The organism is uncultured Jatrophihabitans sp., from assembly GCF_964246335.1.
Classification (GTDB): domain Bacteria; phylum Actinomycetota; class Actinomycetes; order Mycobacteriales; family Jatrophihabitantaceae; genus Jatrophihabitans.
On record NZ_CAXTQF010000016.1, the window covers coordinates 46,404 to 59,676 of the forward strand.

11 protein-coding genes and 1 pseudogene are annotated in these 13,273 nt (G+C 70.6%); 8 read left to right on the forward strand and 4 right to left on the reverse strand.

The annotated features are described in order from the left end of the window. Window positions 1-121 precede the first annotated feature (121 nt). Both ACFFCN_RS07140 and ACFFCN_RS07145 read left to right on the forward strand, forming a co-directional pair. Window positions 122-892 (forward strand): ABC transporter permease, encoded by a 771-nt coding sequence (locus tag ACFFCN_RS07140; RefSeq protein ID WP_375490448.1) that lies wholly within the window; start codon window positions 122-124, stop codon window positions 890-892. Between the two features lie 155 nt (window positions 893-1,047). Continuing rightward, entirely contained in the window at window positions 1,048-2,016 is a 969-nt protein-coding gene (locus ACFFCN_RS07145) for a heme A synthase (protein WP_375490449.1), read from the forward strand. Here ACFFCN_RS07145 and ACFFCN_RS07150 read toward each other — a convergent pair. Both ACFFCN_RS07150 and ACFFCN_RS07155 read right to left on the reverse strand, forming a co-directional pair. Beyond that, the gene (locus tag ACFFCN_RS07150; protein WP_375490450.1) at window positions 2,000-3,292 is read right to left on the reverse strand and encodes a DUF445 domain-containing protein; all 1,293 of its coding nucleotides are present in this window, start codon (window positions 3,290-3,292) and stop codon (window positions 2,000-2,002) included. The two genes, ACFFCN_RS07145 and ACFFCN_RS07150, sit on opposite strands and share 17 nt — an antisense overlap. Continuing rightward, window positions 3,289-4,140 (reverse strand): RimK family alpha-L-glutamate ligase, encoded by an 852-nt coding sequence (locus ACFFCN_RS07155; protein WP_375490451.1) that lies wholly within the window; start codon window positions 4,138-4,140, stop codon window positions 3,289-3,291. Before ACFFCN_RS07155 ends, ACFFCN_RS07150 begins: the two co-directional genes overlap by 4 nt. A gap of 123 nt (window positions 4,141-4,263) precedes the next feature. On the opposite strand from ACFFCN_RS07155, the pseudogene ACFFCN_RS07160 reads away from it, so the two are divergent. After that, window positions 4,264-4,356 (forward strand): annotated as a pseudogene (locus ACFFCN_RS07160) (DUF2510 domain-containing protein); the annotation flags it as partial. Window positions 4,357-4,473: 117 nt separating this feature from the next. Further along, on the forward strand, window positions 4,474-6,201 hold the full coding sequence (locus ACFFCN_RS07165; protein ID WP_375490463.1) for a hypothetical protein: 1,728 nt from the start codon (window positions 4,474-4,476) through the stop codon (window positions 6,199-6,201). A gap of 33 nt (window positions 6,202-6,234) precedes the next feature. Here the strand turns inward: ACFFCN_RS07165 and ACFFCN_RS07170 are convergent, their stop codons facing one another. Then, window positions 6,235-6,693: a MarR family winged helix-turn-helix transcriptional regulator gene (locus tag ACFFCN_RS07170; protein ID WP_375490452.1), complete on the reverse strand. Its 459-nt coding sequence runs from the start codon at window positions 6,691-6,693 to the stop codon at window positions 6,235-6,237. 125 nt (window positions 6,694-6,818) lie between these two features. Here ACFFCN_RS07170 and ACFFCN_RS07175 point away from each other — a divergent pair, with 125 nt between their 5' ends. Continuing rightward, complete coding sequence (locus ACFFCN_RS07175; RefSeq protein WP_375490453.1) at window positions 6,819-7,826, forward strand: ATP-binding protein; 1,008 nt, start codon at window positions 6,819-6,821, stop codon at window positions 7,824-7,826. Here ACFFCN_RS07175 and ACFFCN_RS07180 read toward each other — a convergent pair. Continuing rightward, complete coding sequence (locus ACFFCN_RS07180; protein WP_375490462.1) at window positions 7,823-8,770, reverse strand: heme o synthase; 948 nt, start codon at window positions 8,768-8,770, stop codon at window positions 7,823-7,825. The genes ACFFCN_RS07175 and ACFFCN_RS07180 overlap by 4 nt on opposite strands. Before the next feature lie 226 nt (window positions 8,771-8,996). On the opposite strand from ACFFCN_RS07180, the gene tkt reads away from it, so the two are divergent. The 3 genes from tkt to ACFFCN_RS07195 all read left to right on the forward strand — a co-directional run. After that, window positions 8,997-11,105: a transketolase gene (gene tkt / locus ACFFCN_RS07185; protein WP_375490454.1), complete on the forward strand. Its 2,109-nt coding sequence runs from the start codon at window positions 8,997-8,999 to the stop codon at window positions 11,103-11,105. Window positions 11,106-11,151: 46 nt separating this feature from the next. Next, window positions 11,152-12,261 (forward strand): transaldolase, encoded by a 1,110-nt coding sequence (tal, locus tag ACFFCN_RS07190; RefSeq protein WP_375490455.1) that lies wholly within the window; start codon window positions 11,152-11,154, stop codon window positions 12,259-12,261. 31 nt (window positions 12,262-12,292) lie between these two features. Then, window positions 12,293-13,273 (forward strand): glucose-6-phosphate dehydrogenase (locus ACFFCN_RS07195; RefSeq protein ID WP_375490456.1); only part of this gene is annotated, 981 nt, incomplete at its 3' end.

Consider the following 13,273-nt stretch of genomic DNA (forward strand, 5'->3'; position numbering starts at 1 on the left):
TCGCGGAGCGAATCGAGAGATCATGAGCGACGCTCGCGGAGCGAATCGAGAGATCATGAGCGACGCTCGCGGAGCGAATCGAGAGATCGTGAGCGACGCTCGCGGAGCGAATCGAGAGATCGTGAGCGACGCGCCGACCTTCACGCCGGAACCGGCGGCGGCTTCGCGCGGTCAGATGCTGCGCGCGCAGACGGTGATGGAGTTCAAGCTGTTGCTGCGCAACGGCGAGCAGGTCGGGTTGACCTTGCTGATCCCGATCCTGCTGCTGTTCTTCTTCAACCTGCCGCTGCTCTACTCGCTCGGCACGCCTCGGCGCATCGATTTCGTGGCCCCGAGCATCGTCACGCTGGCGGTGATGTCCGCGGCGTTCACCGGGCTGGCGATCGGCACCGGTTTCGAGCGCAAGTACGCCGTGCTCAAGCGCCTCGGCGCCACGGCGCTGCCGCGCTCGGTGCTGATCCTCGGCAAGACACTTGCCGTGCTGCTGCTGGAGATCGTGCAGCTGGCGCTGATCTGCGGGTTCGCCTACCTGTTGCAGTGGCAGCCGCACGGCAACCCGTTCGCGGCGCTGCTGCTGGTGGTGGTCGGCACCGTGGCGTTCGGCGGCCTCGGGCTGCTGATCGCGGGCACGCTGCGCGCGGAGATCACGCTCGCCGCTGCCAACCTCGTGTGGCTGGTGCTGCTGTTCGCCGGCGGGATCGCGATCCCGCTGGACCGCTTCGGCGGCGCAGCGCGGGACGTGCTCCAGTACCTGCCGTCGGCAGCGCTGTCCGACGGCCTGCACGCGGTGTGGCAGCACGGCGCAGGCCTGCCCGTGCGCGACACGCTGACGCTGCTGGTGTGGGCGGCGGTCGCGGTGCCGGCCGCGGCCCGCTGGTTCCGCTGGGAGTGACCGTCCGGTCGCCGTCGTCTGGACCCGGCGATTCCTGGTACCGCCCGGGCGCGGCTGGAACGGCTGTCTCACCGCGTCGGCGCGGTACCAAGACGACGCAGGCCGGAGGAGTGACGGCGAACCGGCGGCCCGGTGCCCGCGCCTAGAATCATGGCGTGACCCGCGCAGCGCTTCGCCCGCCCCCGGCGGCCGAAGCGCCGACCGGCACCCGAGTGCGCTGGCTGCCCGGATGGTTGCAAACGGCGGCGGCGCTACGCCGGCTCGCGCTGGCCTCGGTGGTCGCCAATGTGGCCATCGTCGTCACCGGCGGAGCGGTACGCCTGTCCGATTCCGGTCTGGGCTGCCCCACCTGGCCGCGCTGCACCGACTCGTCCCTGACGCCGACGAAGCAGTACGCGGTGCACGGCATCATCGAATTCACCAACCGGCAGCTGACGATCGTGCTCGCGGTTATCGCCGTCGCCACCTGGCTCGTCGCGATGGCGCGCCGGCGCGAGCGCGCCCTGGCCACGGGGGCAGCGCTCGGCGTCCCCGCGCAGGCGGTGCTCGGCGGCCTGACCGTGCTCACCCACCTCAACCCGTGGCTCGTCGCCGGGCATTTCCTGCTATCGATGGCGATCATCGCCGTGACGTTCGTGCTGTGGTCGCGGCTGCGCGACACCGACGCCCCGGCCCGCGCTGCGGCCGCGCCCGGCGCCGTGCTGCTGGTGCGCGCCGTGCTCGCCGTCGCGGCGGCCACGCTCGTCATCGGCACCGTCGTCACCGGCAGCGGACCGCACGCCGGCGACAAGTCCGCCGACGGCACCGTGCACCGCACCGGCCTGCAGGTGTCGTCGATGGCACAGCTGCACGCCGATTCCGTGTGGGTGCTGGTCGGGTTGACGGTCGGCGTGCTCGCCCTGCTGTACGCGCTGGGCGCAGCCCCCGCCGCGCGACGGGCGGCGGCGGTACTGCTCGGCGTCGAACTCGCGCAGGGCGTGATCGGTTACACGCAGTACTTCCTGCACGTGCCGCCACTACTCGTGGGGTTGCACATGTTCGGCGCCTGCCTCGTGTGGTTGGCGGCGCTGCAGTTGGCCTGGCTGATGCCCGCGGCAGCGCGACCGCTCAGAACAGCTGGCTGATCGCGTAGATCACCAGCCCGGCAAGGGCGCCGACCACGGTGCCGTTGATCCGGATGAACTGCAGATCCCGGCCCACCTGCAGCTCGAGGCGGCGGCTCGTCTCCTGGGTGTCCCAGCGGGCGACCGTGGTGGAGATGACGCCGGTCAGGTCGTCCGCGTAGTGGGTCACGACGTGGCCGGTGAGTCGCTGCAGCGCTTCGTCGACCTTCGCGCCGACGGTGGGGTCGTCGCGCAACACCTCGCCGGCGCGCACGGCGAGCGCCTCGGCGGAGCGGCGCAGGTCCGAGTCCGGATCGGCGGCGCCCTCGAGCACCAGTTGCTTGACCGTCCCCCACAGATTGGCCAGGTAGTCGCGCACACTGGGGTGGTCGAGCAGTTGCAGCTTGGCCGCCTCCACCCGCGCGCGCTGGTCCGGATCGTCACGCAAGCGCTGCGCGAACTCGCGCAGCTGCGTGTCGAAGCCGCGGCGCAGCGCGTGGTCGTCGTCGGCGATCACGTCGGCGAGCAATCGCTGCAGCACGCTGTAGCCCTTGGCGAACATCCGGTCGTCGACCCAGACGGGGACCCATTCCGGGCTCTCCTCGGCCAGCCGTTCGCGGAACACGGTTTGGTTCTGCTCAAGGAACGTGCGCGTGCCGCGCAGCACCGTACTCAGCGCCGCCTGGTGCTGCCCCGCGTCGCAGAGCGCGTCGATGATCCGCGCGAGCAGCGGCGAGATGTCCGACTCGCGCAGCCGCCGATCCGCGAAGCCCGCGACCGAGTCGCGCAGCTCGTCGTCGCGCAGCACCGTCGCCGTGCCGCTGATGACATTGCTCAGTTCCTGCGCCATGCGCTTCGCGTGCGCGGGATCGGCCAGCCACTCACCCACCCGCTGCGGCACGCGAGCGGCGGCCACCCGCTCGCTGACGATCTCCGTGGTCAGGAAGTACTGCTGGACGAAGCCGGCCAGGCCCTCGCCGATCTGGTCCTTCTTGCTGGGGATGATCGCGGTGTGCGGGATCGGCAGCCGCAGCGGGTGCCGGAACAGCGCGGTGACGGCGAACCAGTCGGCGAGCCCACCGACCATGGACGCCTCGGCCGCAGCTTGCAGGTAGCCCCAGCCGCCGTGGCCGTGCCCGACGGTGCGGCACACGACGTAGATCGCGGCCGCCACCACCAGCAGGGCACTCGCAGTGACCTTCATCCGGCGCAGGGCGGCGATCCGCTCGGCGGCGACCGGCGGGATCGGCGCCGCTGCGGACGGCGCACCCGGCGTGGGGGCCGGAGCGCTCGTCACGCGCGGGCCGCGATCGCCGCAGCGAACGTGGACAGCGCCGTGCTGCCGTCGTCGGCCGGCTTGGCGTGGCCGAAGAAGAGGGACGGCTCGGTGAGCTCAACCTCGACGACGACCGGGCCGGCCGCGCCCGGCAGCAGGTCGATCCGCGCGTAGAGCGGGGCGGCGCCGAAGCGGTCGCGTAATGCGCCGATGACGGCCGCCCCGACATCGAGCTGTGCTGCGTCCGGAGCACGCGCGCTGATGGTCTCCGGCACGAACGACTCGTAGCTGTGCAGCGCGTGCGCGGTGTCCGCGGGCAGCATCGGACCCTTGCGGATCGCATGGCTGAACCGGCCGTCGAAGTAGAGCAGTGCGGTCTCGCCGTCGGCGTCGACGCCCTCGAGGTACGGCTGGATCATCGCGGTACGCCCGGCACGTTGCAGCTCCTGCGCATGGGCGACCGCCGCATCGGCAGCACTGCGAGCGAAGCGGCCGGCCCCGCGCGAGCCGGCGCCGACGGACGGTTTGACGACGATCTCCGGCGCATCCGGAACAGTGACCTGCGCACCGGGCTCGGCGAACACGGTGGGCACCGTCGGCACGCCCGCGGTCGCGAGATCGCGGAGGTAGGTCTTGTCGGTGTTCCAGCCGACGACGTCAGCAGGATTCGCCACCCGCGACAGCGAGTTCACCCACTGCAGGAAGTCGGCACGCTGCGACGTGTAGTCCCACGTCGAGCGCAGGACGACCAGCGGGTCACCGGCCACGGGCTCCCAGCCCGTCCACGGCACCCACCGGGCCCGGACGTCGTGCCGCGCGAGTTCGGCCACCAGTCCCGCGTCGTCCTCGTGACCGGAAGGCAGATTCATACACGTCGCAAGCACCACATCTGACACGAAACGATCCTACGGACGGCACCGGTCGCCGCTCACCTACTGACGGATCGGGCATCCGCGTGTGATCATCTGCACGTCAACCGGACGGAGGCGACCATGGCAGACGCGGGCTGGTATCGCGACACGCGGGATCCGAACGTGCTCAGGTACTTTGATGGGCAGGCTTGGACGGCGCACACGCAGCCGGCGGCGCGAGCCGGGGACGCTGAGGCCGCCGGTCCAGGCGCGAACGGTCAGGGCGGAGACGGTCAGCGCGGCGACGGTCAGGGTGTCGCGGCGCAGGGCGCAAGCGCGTCGGCCGCGAGCGTGGGAGCCGGGTCCCAGCAGCCGCCCGAGCCGCCGCCCGCGCAGCCGTCGAACGGGCCGCAGCCCCCTGCGCCGACCTGGCAGCAGGCCGAACAGCCCGGGGGCCGGCCCGCCGGCGCCCAGTTCAGCGCCGCGCCGCCCGGCGCCCAGTTCGGCAGCCCGGGTGTCTACCGAGACGGCCAGCAGTTCGGTGGCGGCCAACCCGGTGGCCAGCAGTTCGGTGGCGGCCAACCCGGTGGCCAGCAGTTCGGTCCGCAGGCGCCGGCGGCCTACTACCCGACCCAGGATCAGCAGCAGGCCCGGCCGCAGTACGGCCAGTTCGGCGCTCCCGGGGCTCCCGGCGGCGCGTACGCCCAGCCCGGCGTGCCGACCCGGCGCCGCCGCCGTACCCCGCTGCTCATCGCGCTGGTCGCCGTCCTCGTCGTCGCGGCCGGCTTGATCACCTTCTTTGCAGTGTCCGGCGACGACCCGAAATTCACCTACCACGGCAAGCCCGTGTCGTCTCCGGACACGGTGCTGCACAAGGGCGAGGCGACGCTCACCGCTCTGGTCAGCAAGCGGCACGGCGCCAAGAACGGCAACACCCGGTGCTATTTCGCGCAGCCGAAGAAGGCCCACTCAGGCGCGAAGGCGACAGACGTCGAGTCCGCCCTGCGGTGCGGGCCCGTGTTGTTCGTCGACGGTGACCCGGCGCGGCAGTATTTACCGGTGCCGTTGACCCAGACCTCGACGAAGGGCGGCCAGGCCAAGCTTGCGCCCAGCTCGTCTCTCACGGACGCCGACCCCGTCGCGGTCAGCTCGGACACGAAGCTCGCCCGGCCGGACGGCCAGAGCGCCCCGAGCGGGGCCGGCGGCCTCAAGGTCCCGGCGCCGCCGGCCGCGGCTGCCGACACGCTGACAGCCGCTGAGCTCGGGTCGACGTCGGCGCCGAAGACCCTCACCGGCGCCGTCATGGGCGCGCAGCGCACCCGGGTCACGCTGCTCGCCGCAGGGACCGTCCCGCGCTACGGCACCGGCGACGCCGCCCGCTCCGCGCCGTCGGGCAAGCAGCTCGTCGCCTTCCGGGTGCGCTACGGCGGTGGTGACGTCTCCGACGCAGCGACGGACAAGGCGACGCTGACCGTCCCGGGGTCCGCACCACGCGCGCTGCCCGACGTCACGGGCGAGGACCAGTGGATCGTGGCCGTCGTGCCGTCCGCCGGCGCGGCGCTCACCCTTGCCGCCGACGGTTACACACAGTCGCTGTCGCTGCCGGACGGCAAGCCGGGGCCGGGCAACCTCGCGGTGGTCCGCCGTCTGCACACCTCGGCCTTCCTGTTCCGATCGTTCAGCGTGCCCGTCAAGCTGTCCGAGAAGGGCGCGCACGGCAGCCTGACCCTGCACGGGCAGGCCGCGCTCGCGTCGCTGGACTTCTGGGTGCCGACGCACACGAACGTGCACGCCCACAGCACCGCCAACGGCCTGCTGTCGGTCGGGCTGAGCTACACCCGCAAGGGTTCCTCGTCGCGGTACGGCTTCGACCCGCAACTGCTCCGGCTCAGGCTGCCGGACGGTCGTGTCGCGGGCGCACGCAACGTGGCCTCGGCGGGCCGGGTCGACGACGTCTTCGAGGTGCCCGCCAACTTCACCCGCGGAACGCTTGAGGTGACGGGATCGGAGAAACAGGACGGTGTCACGATCCGGGTGACCAGGACGACCTCGCTGACCATCTCGATCCCGGCCGGCTGACCCGCGGTCGCCGGCGGCAGTACTGGCCCGCGGTTATCGGTCCGGGGCAAGGATGCGCAGCTGTGCCGCGAGGGCGTGCAGTACGTCGACCGTCTGATCGGTATCGCACCCGGGAGTGGTTGCCACGACCTCGAGCAGCACGTCCCAGATGCGGGCCGCGGCGTCCACTGCCTGGTCGGTGAGCCCGACGAGCGTCACCCGACGGTCGGCCGGCGACGTCGACCGCTGCGCCAGACCTTGGCGTTCCAGGCGGTCGACCAGCGCAGTGACCGAGGCCGGTGACAGGTGCAGCTCACGCGCGAGGTCGAGCTGGCTCAACGATCCGCGAACGCGCAGATAGCTGATCGCCTCGGTCTCGCGCACGCCGGTTCCCATCGCGGTGGCCACGGCGGCCCGGAAGGCCTCGCCGGACAGGATCAGGTCGCGCACGGCCGCTGCGGCCACCGATCGGCGCTCGGCGGCCGACCGGTCCGGGGCGGGCGGGTCAGGCATCGGGCCGGCTCTCTGTGTGACGCGGCTGCCCGTTGCAGCCGGCGATAGATCGATATCCTAATTGTTTACTGATCAAATAAACAGGGAACGAACACCCGGTCACGCATCGACGAAAGGTTCCACACGTGCCGTACTCCCCTGCCTCGCGCGATAGCAACGCCGCCGCGCGGCCGGCAAGCGGCACGCTGTGGCTCGCCGCGCATCCCGCGGAGGTGTCCGCGGCCCGCGCGCACCTGCGCCGCACACTGCGCACCGCCGGCGTCGACGCCGGTACGACCGAGGACGCCGAGCTGCTGGTGAGCGAACTCGTCACCAACGTGATCCGGCACTCGACGAGCGCCCGCGCCGGACTGCAGATCGCGGTCACCGACGAGGACGTCTCGGTGCACGTGCTCGAGGACAACCGATCCGGCAACCCCACTCACGCACACGCGGACCGCGCGCTGGCCGATCTCGACGCCAATCACGGGCGGGGCGTCGGCATCCTGGACCAGCTCACGAGTGAGTGGGGCGTGACCCGTCGCGCCGAGGTGACCACGACGTGGTTCGTGGTCGCTCGGCCGTCGGGCACCGAGCCCTTCCGCGCGGCGGCCGACGCGCCGCTCGTCACATCCCTGCAGAGCGCGCTCGGACGTTCGCAGGCCCTGCTGCGCATCGTGGAATCGCTGAGCCGCGCGGCGTCCGCCGACGAGATCGCCGAAGCCGTCACGCGGACCGTGCGCGGGCACGTGGACGCCGTTTTCTCCGGCATCGCGCTGCCCGACGCCACCGGCGCGACGATGAGCTACCTGAGCCTCGATCCGCTGCCGGCCCCGACCAAGCGTGACTGGTCGACCTTCGACCTCACCCGGGTGGTGCCGGTGGGTGCGGCCTTCCTGAATAACGCTGCCTACTTCCACGAGGACCGCGCCGCTGCCGAGGCGGCCTTCCCCGGGCTCGCCGACCACATGCAGACCGCCGGTACGTCCGCGCTCGCCCATCTGCCGCTGGTCGTCGAGGGACAGGCGATCGGCACGCTGTGCCTGGCGTGGTCCCGACCCCGGGTCCTCGACGCCGACCTGCGGGCGTTCCTGTTGATCGTCGCCGGCTATGCCGCGCAGGCACTCGCGCGCCGGGTGACCCGAGCGAGCTAGCGGACGAACACGTCCACGGCGACCGCGACGAACACGAACGCGAGGTAGCTGTTGGACAGGTGGAACAGCGCCATCGCCGCCTTCGCGTTCGCACCCTGCCGGGTCCGTACGTGCAGCCGGTGGGCCGCCACCACGAGCACCGCGCCGGCGATCGCTGCGAGCAGGCCGTACACCCAACCGGTGGCGAGCGGCCACAGCACCAGTGACGCGGCGACGGTCAGCCAGGCATAGGCGACGATCTGCCGGGACACGCGTTGCGGCGCGGCCACCACGGGCAGCATCGGAACGCCGGCGCGCGCATAGTCCTCGCGGTATCGGATCGCGAGCGCCCAGAAGTGCGGCGGCGTCCAGAAGAACACGACGCCGAACAGTGCCAGCGGGGCCCAGGCCAGCGAGCCGGTGACCGCGGACCAGCCGATCAGCACCGGCATGCAGCCGGCGGCACCGCCCCACACGATGTTCTGCGCCGTCCGGCGTTTGAGCACCATCGTGTAGACGACGACGTAGAAGGCGATGGCCGCCACGGTCAACACCGCGGCCAGCCAGTTGGTCGCCACCGCCATCATCGCGACGGACACCACGCCGAGCAGCACGCCGAACACGAGTGCACCCCGGGGCGATACGTCGTGGCGCGCCAGCGGCCGATGACCGGTGCGGCGCATCACGGCGTCGATGTCGCGGTCGACATAACAGTTGAGGGCGTTGGCGCTGCCGGCGGCCAGCGTGCCGCCGATCATCGTCGCGAGCACGGTCGTCCACGCCGGCAGCCCGCCGGCCGCGAGGATCATCGACGGCAGGGTGGTGACGAGCAGCAGCTCGATGATGCGCGGCTTGGTCAGCGCGATGTACGACGCGACGATGCCGTGCCTGCGCGCGGGGCGCCGGGCGGTTTCCGTCGACTGCTCCGTGACCCGTTCGGCCGGCTGCGGCGCCGGGGTGCGCACCTGCGCGACCGGGGTCTGTGTCACGGCGTCAGGGTATCCGCCGGGCGCGCGCGTCGCGCAGCCAGGCTCAGCCGTTCGCAGGCCTGCACGCACGCAACGCCAACCGAGATCGAAATCGTTTCCGGTCCCTGCGGTGTGGCTACGCTGGCAGTGGGTAGGACCAACCCGGACCGCGCGGCCGGTCGCCGGCCGCAGCCACCTCGATCTCGAAAGGATCCGATCTTCGGTGAGCGACTCTGGCAAGACCGCCGACGACGTGCACACCGCCCATCCGGGCTGGTGGACCGACCTCGACACCCAGGCGGTGGACACCGCCCGGCTGCTCGCCGCCGACGCCGTGCAGAAGGCCGGCGACGGTCACCCCGGCACCGCGATGAGCTTGGCGCCGCTCGCGTATCTGCTCTACCAGCGGATCATGCGACTCGACCCCACCGACCCCGAGTGGGCGGGCCGCGACCGCTTCATCATGTCCAACGGACACGCGTCGCTGACCCAGTACTGCCAGCTCTACCTGTCCGGCTACGGCCTGGAGCTCGGTGATCTGGAGTCGCTGCGGATGTGGGAGTCGCGCACGCCGGGCCATCCCGAATATCACCACACCGCCGGCGTCGAGATCACCACCGGCCCGCTCGGTCAGGGGGTCGCCAACGGCGTGGGCATGGCCATGGCGGCCCGCCGCGAGCGCGGCCTGTTCGATCCGGACGCCGCGCCGGGTGAGTCGCCGTTCGACCACCACATCTACGTGATCGCCGGCGACGGGTGCATGGAAGAGGGCGTCACCTCGGAAGCGTCGTCCCTGGCTGCCCACCAGCAGCTCGGCAACCTGATCGTCTTCTACGACGACAACCACATCTCCATCGAGGACGACACCGCGATCGCGTTCAGCGAGAACGTCGCCAAGCGGTACGAGGCCTACGGCTGGCACGTCCAGCACGTCGACTCCGGCGAGGACGTCAGCGCTCTCGAGCGCGCCATCAACCGTGCGAAGAACGTCACCGACCGCCCGTCGTTCATCGTGGTGCACACGATCATCGGCTGGCCGGCGCCGACCCTGCAGAACACCGGCAAGGCGCACGGCTCCGCGTTGGGCGCCGACGAGGTCGCCAAGACGAAGAAGATTCTCGGCTTCCCGACGGACGTCAGCTTCCACGTCACCGACGACGTTCTCGGCCACACCCGCCAGGTCATCGACCGCAGCCGCGACGCTCACGCGAAGTGGCAGGAGGCCTACGACGCGTGGGCCGCCGCCAACCCGTCCGCCGCGCAGCTGCACGACCGGCTCAAGGACCACACGCTGCCCGACGGCTGGACCGAAGCGCTCGTCAGCTTCCCGGCGGAGAAGGACGGCAAGCCCAATAAGATCTCGACCCGCAAGGCGGGGGGCCAGGTGCTGACCGGGCTGGCCGACGTGCTGCCCGAGCTGTGGGGCGGCTCCGCGGATCTGGCCGGCAGCAACAACACCACCATGGACGGCCAGCCCAGCTTCGTCCCGGCCGAGCATCAGACGAAGATGTGGCCGGGCGGCCCGTACGGCCGCACGCTGCACTTCGGCATCCGTGAACACGCGATGGGCGCCATCCTCAACGGCATCGCGGTGCACGGCGGCACCCGGCCCTACGGCGGCACCTTCCTCGTGTTCAGCGACTACATGCGCCCGCCCGTGCGCCTGGCCGCGCTGATGAAGTTGCCGTCCATCTTCGTCTGGACGCATGACTCGATCGGGGTCGGCGGTGACGGGCCGACGCACCAGCCGGTCGAGCATCTCGCGGCACTGCGCGCGATCCCGGGCCTCGACGTCGTGCGACCGGCCGATGCCAACGAAACCGCAGTGTGCTGGCGGCAGGTGCTGGAGAATTTCGATCGGCCGGCCGGGTTCGCCCTGTCCCGGCAGGACCTGCCCGTGCTCGACCCGGCGAAGACCGGCGACGCGAATCGTGGCGCCTACGTCCTGGAGGAAGCGTCCGAAGGGCGTGCCGAGGTGATCCTCATTGCCACCGGTTCCGAGGTCTCCCTCGCCCTCGCCGCGCGTACGGCGCTGGAGGACACCGGCACGCCCACCCGCGTGGTGTCCATGCCGTGCTGGGAGTGGTTCGAGACGCAGCCGCCGTCCTACCAGCAGGAGATCCTGCCGCCGGAGATCAGGGCGCGCGTCAGCATTGAGGCAGCGGTCAGCTTCGGCTGGCGCAGCTGGATCGGCGACGCGGGCGAGTCCATCTCGGTCGAGAAGTTCGGCGCCAGCGCCCCCGGCGACGTCGTCTACGAGCAATACGGCTTCACCACCGACCGGGTGGTCGCAGCCGCGCACGCATCCATGCAGAAAGCCGGCGTGGCCTGACCCGATTCGACGTCGGCACCGCCGGCGCGAGCAGAAGGAGATAAACATGAGCGACGCATTGGCGAAGCTGTCCGACGCAGGCGTGTCCGTCTGGCTGGATGACATCAGCCGTGAGCGGCTGCGCTCTGGCAACCTGCAGCAACTGATCGACGACAAGCACGTCGTCGGCGTCACCAGCAACCCGACGATCTTCGCAAAGGCACTGGAGAAGGGCGACGCCTACGACGAGCAGGCGCGCGACCTCGCGCTGCGCCAGACCGACACCGACGAGGCCATCCGCTACTTCATGGCCTTCGACATCCGCTGGGCGTGCGACGTCCTGCGCCCGGTGTACGACCGCACCGACGGCCTAGACGGTCGCGTTTCCATCGAGGTCGACCCCCGGCTGGCGCACGACAGCGACCGCACCACCGCCGAGGCCAAGGCACTGTGGTGGCTCGTCGACCGGCCCAACGCGCTGATCAAGATCCCAGCGACCCAGGAGGGCCTGCCGTCGATCGCGAAGACCACGGCCGCCGGCATCAGCGTGAACGTCACGCTGATCTTCGGCCTGGACCGCTACGACGCGGTGATGGACGCGTACCTGACCGGCCTGGAGCAGGCGAAGGAGGACGGCCACGACCTGTCGAAGATTCAGTCAGTGGCGTCGTTCTTCGTTTCCCGCGTCGACACCGAGATCGACCAGCGGTTGGACAAGATCGGCTCGGACGAGGCGAAGGCGCTGCGGGGCAAGGCTGCCGTCGCCAACGCGCAGCTGGCCTACGAACGGTACGAGAAGGTCATCGCCTCGGACCGGTGGAAGGCGCTGGCCGAGGCGGGCGCGAACCCGCAGCGCCCGCTCTGGGCATCGACCGGCGTCAAGGACCCGGCCTACGACGACACCATGTACGTCACCGACCTGGTCGCGCCCGGCACGGTCAACACCATGCCCGAGGCAACTCTCGACGCCGTCGCCGATCATGGGCAGATCACCGGCGACACGATCGAGGGCACGTACGACGTCGCACGCAAGGTGCTCGACGACCTGTCGGGTTTCGGCATCGAGTACGACGACGTCATCGAGGTGCTGGAGAACGAGGGCGTGCAGAAGTTCGAGGACTCCTACAAGCAGTTGAGCGAGACGGTGGACAAGCAGCTCAAGTCCAGCGACAAGTGACGCTGCCCCCGCGCGGGTCCGAAGGAGCTCGATGACCGAGACACAGGGTCCACACGCGTCGACGGGAGACGCAACGGATACGACCCGTCAGGGCATCCAGGCCCACTCCGACGTTCTCGAGGCCGACCGCCGCGCGGACGAGGTGTACGCCGGGACGCCCGCCTCGGTGGGTACGCGGATAGGCGAGTTGGGTGCCGACGGCAGCAATCCGCTGCGCGACCCGTCGGACCGTCGACTGCCGCGGGTGCCTGAGCCGTGCGTCCTGGTCATCTTCGGGATCGGCGGCGATCTGTCCCGCAAGAAGCTCATCCCGGCCATCTACGACCTCGCGAACCGTGGCCTGCTGCCCACTGACTTCGTGATGATCGGTTTCTCGAAGGCCGATTGGCCGGGCGGCGGGTCGTTCGAGACGCTCGCCCGCAAATGCGCGAAGGACGGCGCACGGACCGACTGGAGTGAGGAAGTCTGGCGTCGGCTGGCCAGCAACACCCGTTTCGTCGAGGGTTCGTTCGACGACGACGCCGCATTCGACCAGCTGTGCAAGGAGATGGACGACGTCCGCAACTCGCACGGCATCCAGGGCAATGCCGCGTTCTACCTGTCGATCCCGCCGAAGCTGTTCCCGGACGTGCTCAAGCAGATGGAGCGCACCAAGCTCGCCGACGCCGAGCATGCCGGCGGCTGGCGGCGGGTGGTGGTCGAAAAGCCGTTCGGCCATGACCTGCCGTCCGCGCTCGAGCTCAACGGCCTGGTGGACAGCGTGTTCCCGCCGCGCGACGTCTACCGGATCGATCACTACCTCGGTAAGGAGACGGTGCAGAACCTGCTCGCGCTGCGCTTCGCCAACCTGTGGTTCGAGCCGGTGTGGAACGCCAACTACGTCGACTCGGTGCAGATCACGATGGCCGAGGACGTCGGCATCGGCGGCCGGGCGGCGTTCTACAACGCCACCGGCGCGGCCCGCGACGTGTTGCAGAATCACCTGCTGCAGCTACTGGCGCTGACCGCGATG

Excerpts from the sequence above, each read along its gene's own strand:
- ACFFCN_RS07155 (WP_375490451.1), bottom strand. The coding sequence starts at position 4,140 with ATGAATCTGCCTTCCGGTCACGAGGACGACGCGGGACTGGTGGCCGAA.
- ACFFCN_RS07170 (WP_375490452.1), bottom strand. The coding sequence starts at position 6,693 with ATGCCTGACCCGCCCGCCCCGGACCGGTCGGCCGCCGAGCGCCGATCG.
- tal (WP_375490455.1), top strand. The coding sequence starts at position 11,152 with ATGAGCGACGCATTGGCGAAGCTGTCCGACGCAGGCGTGTCCGTCTGG.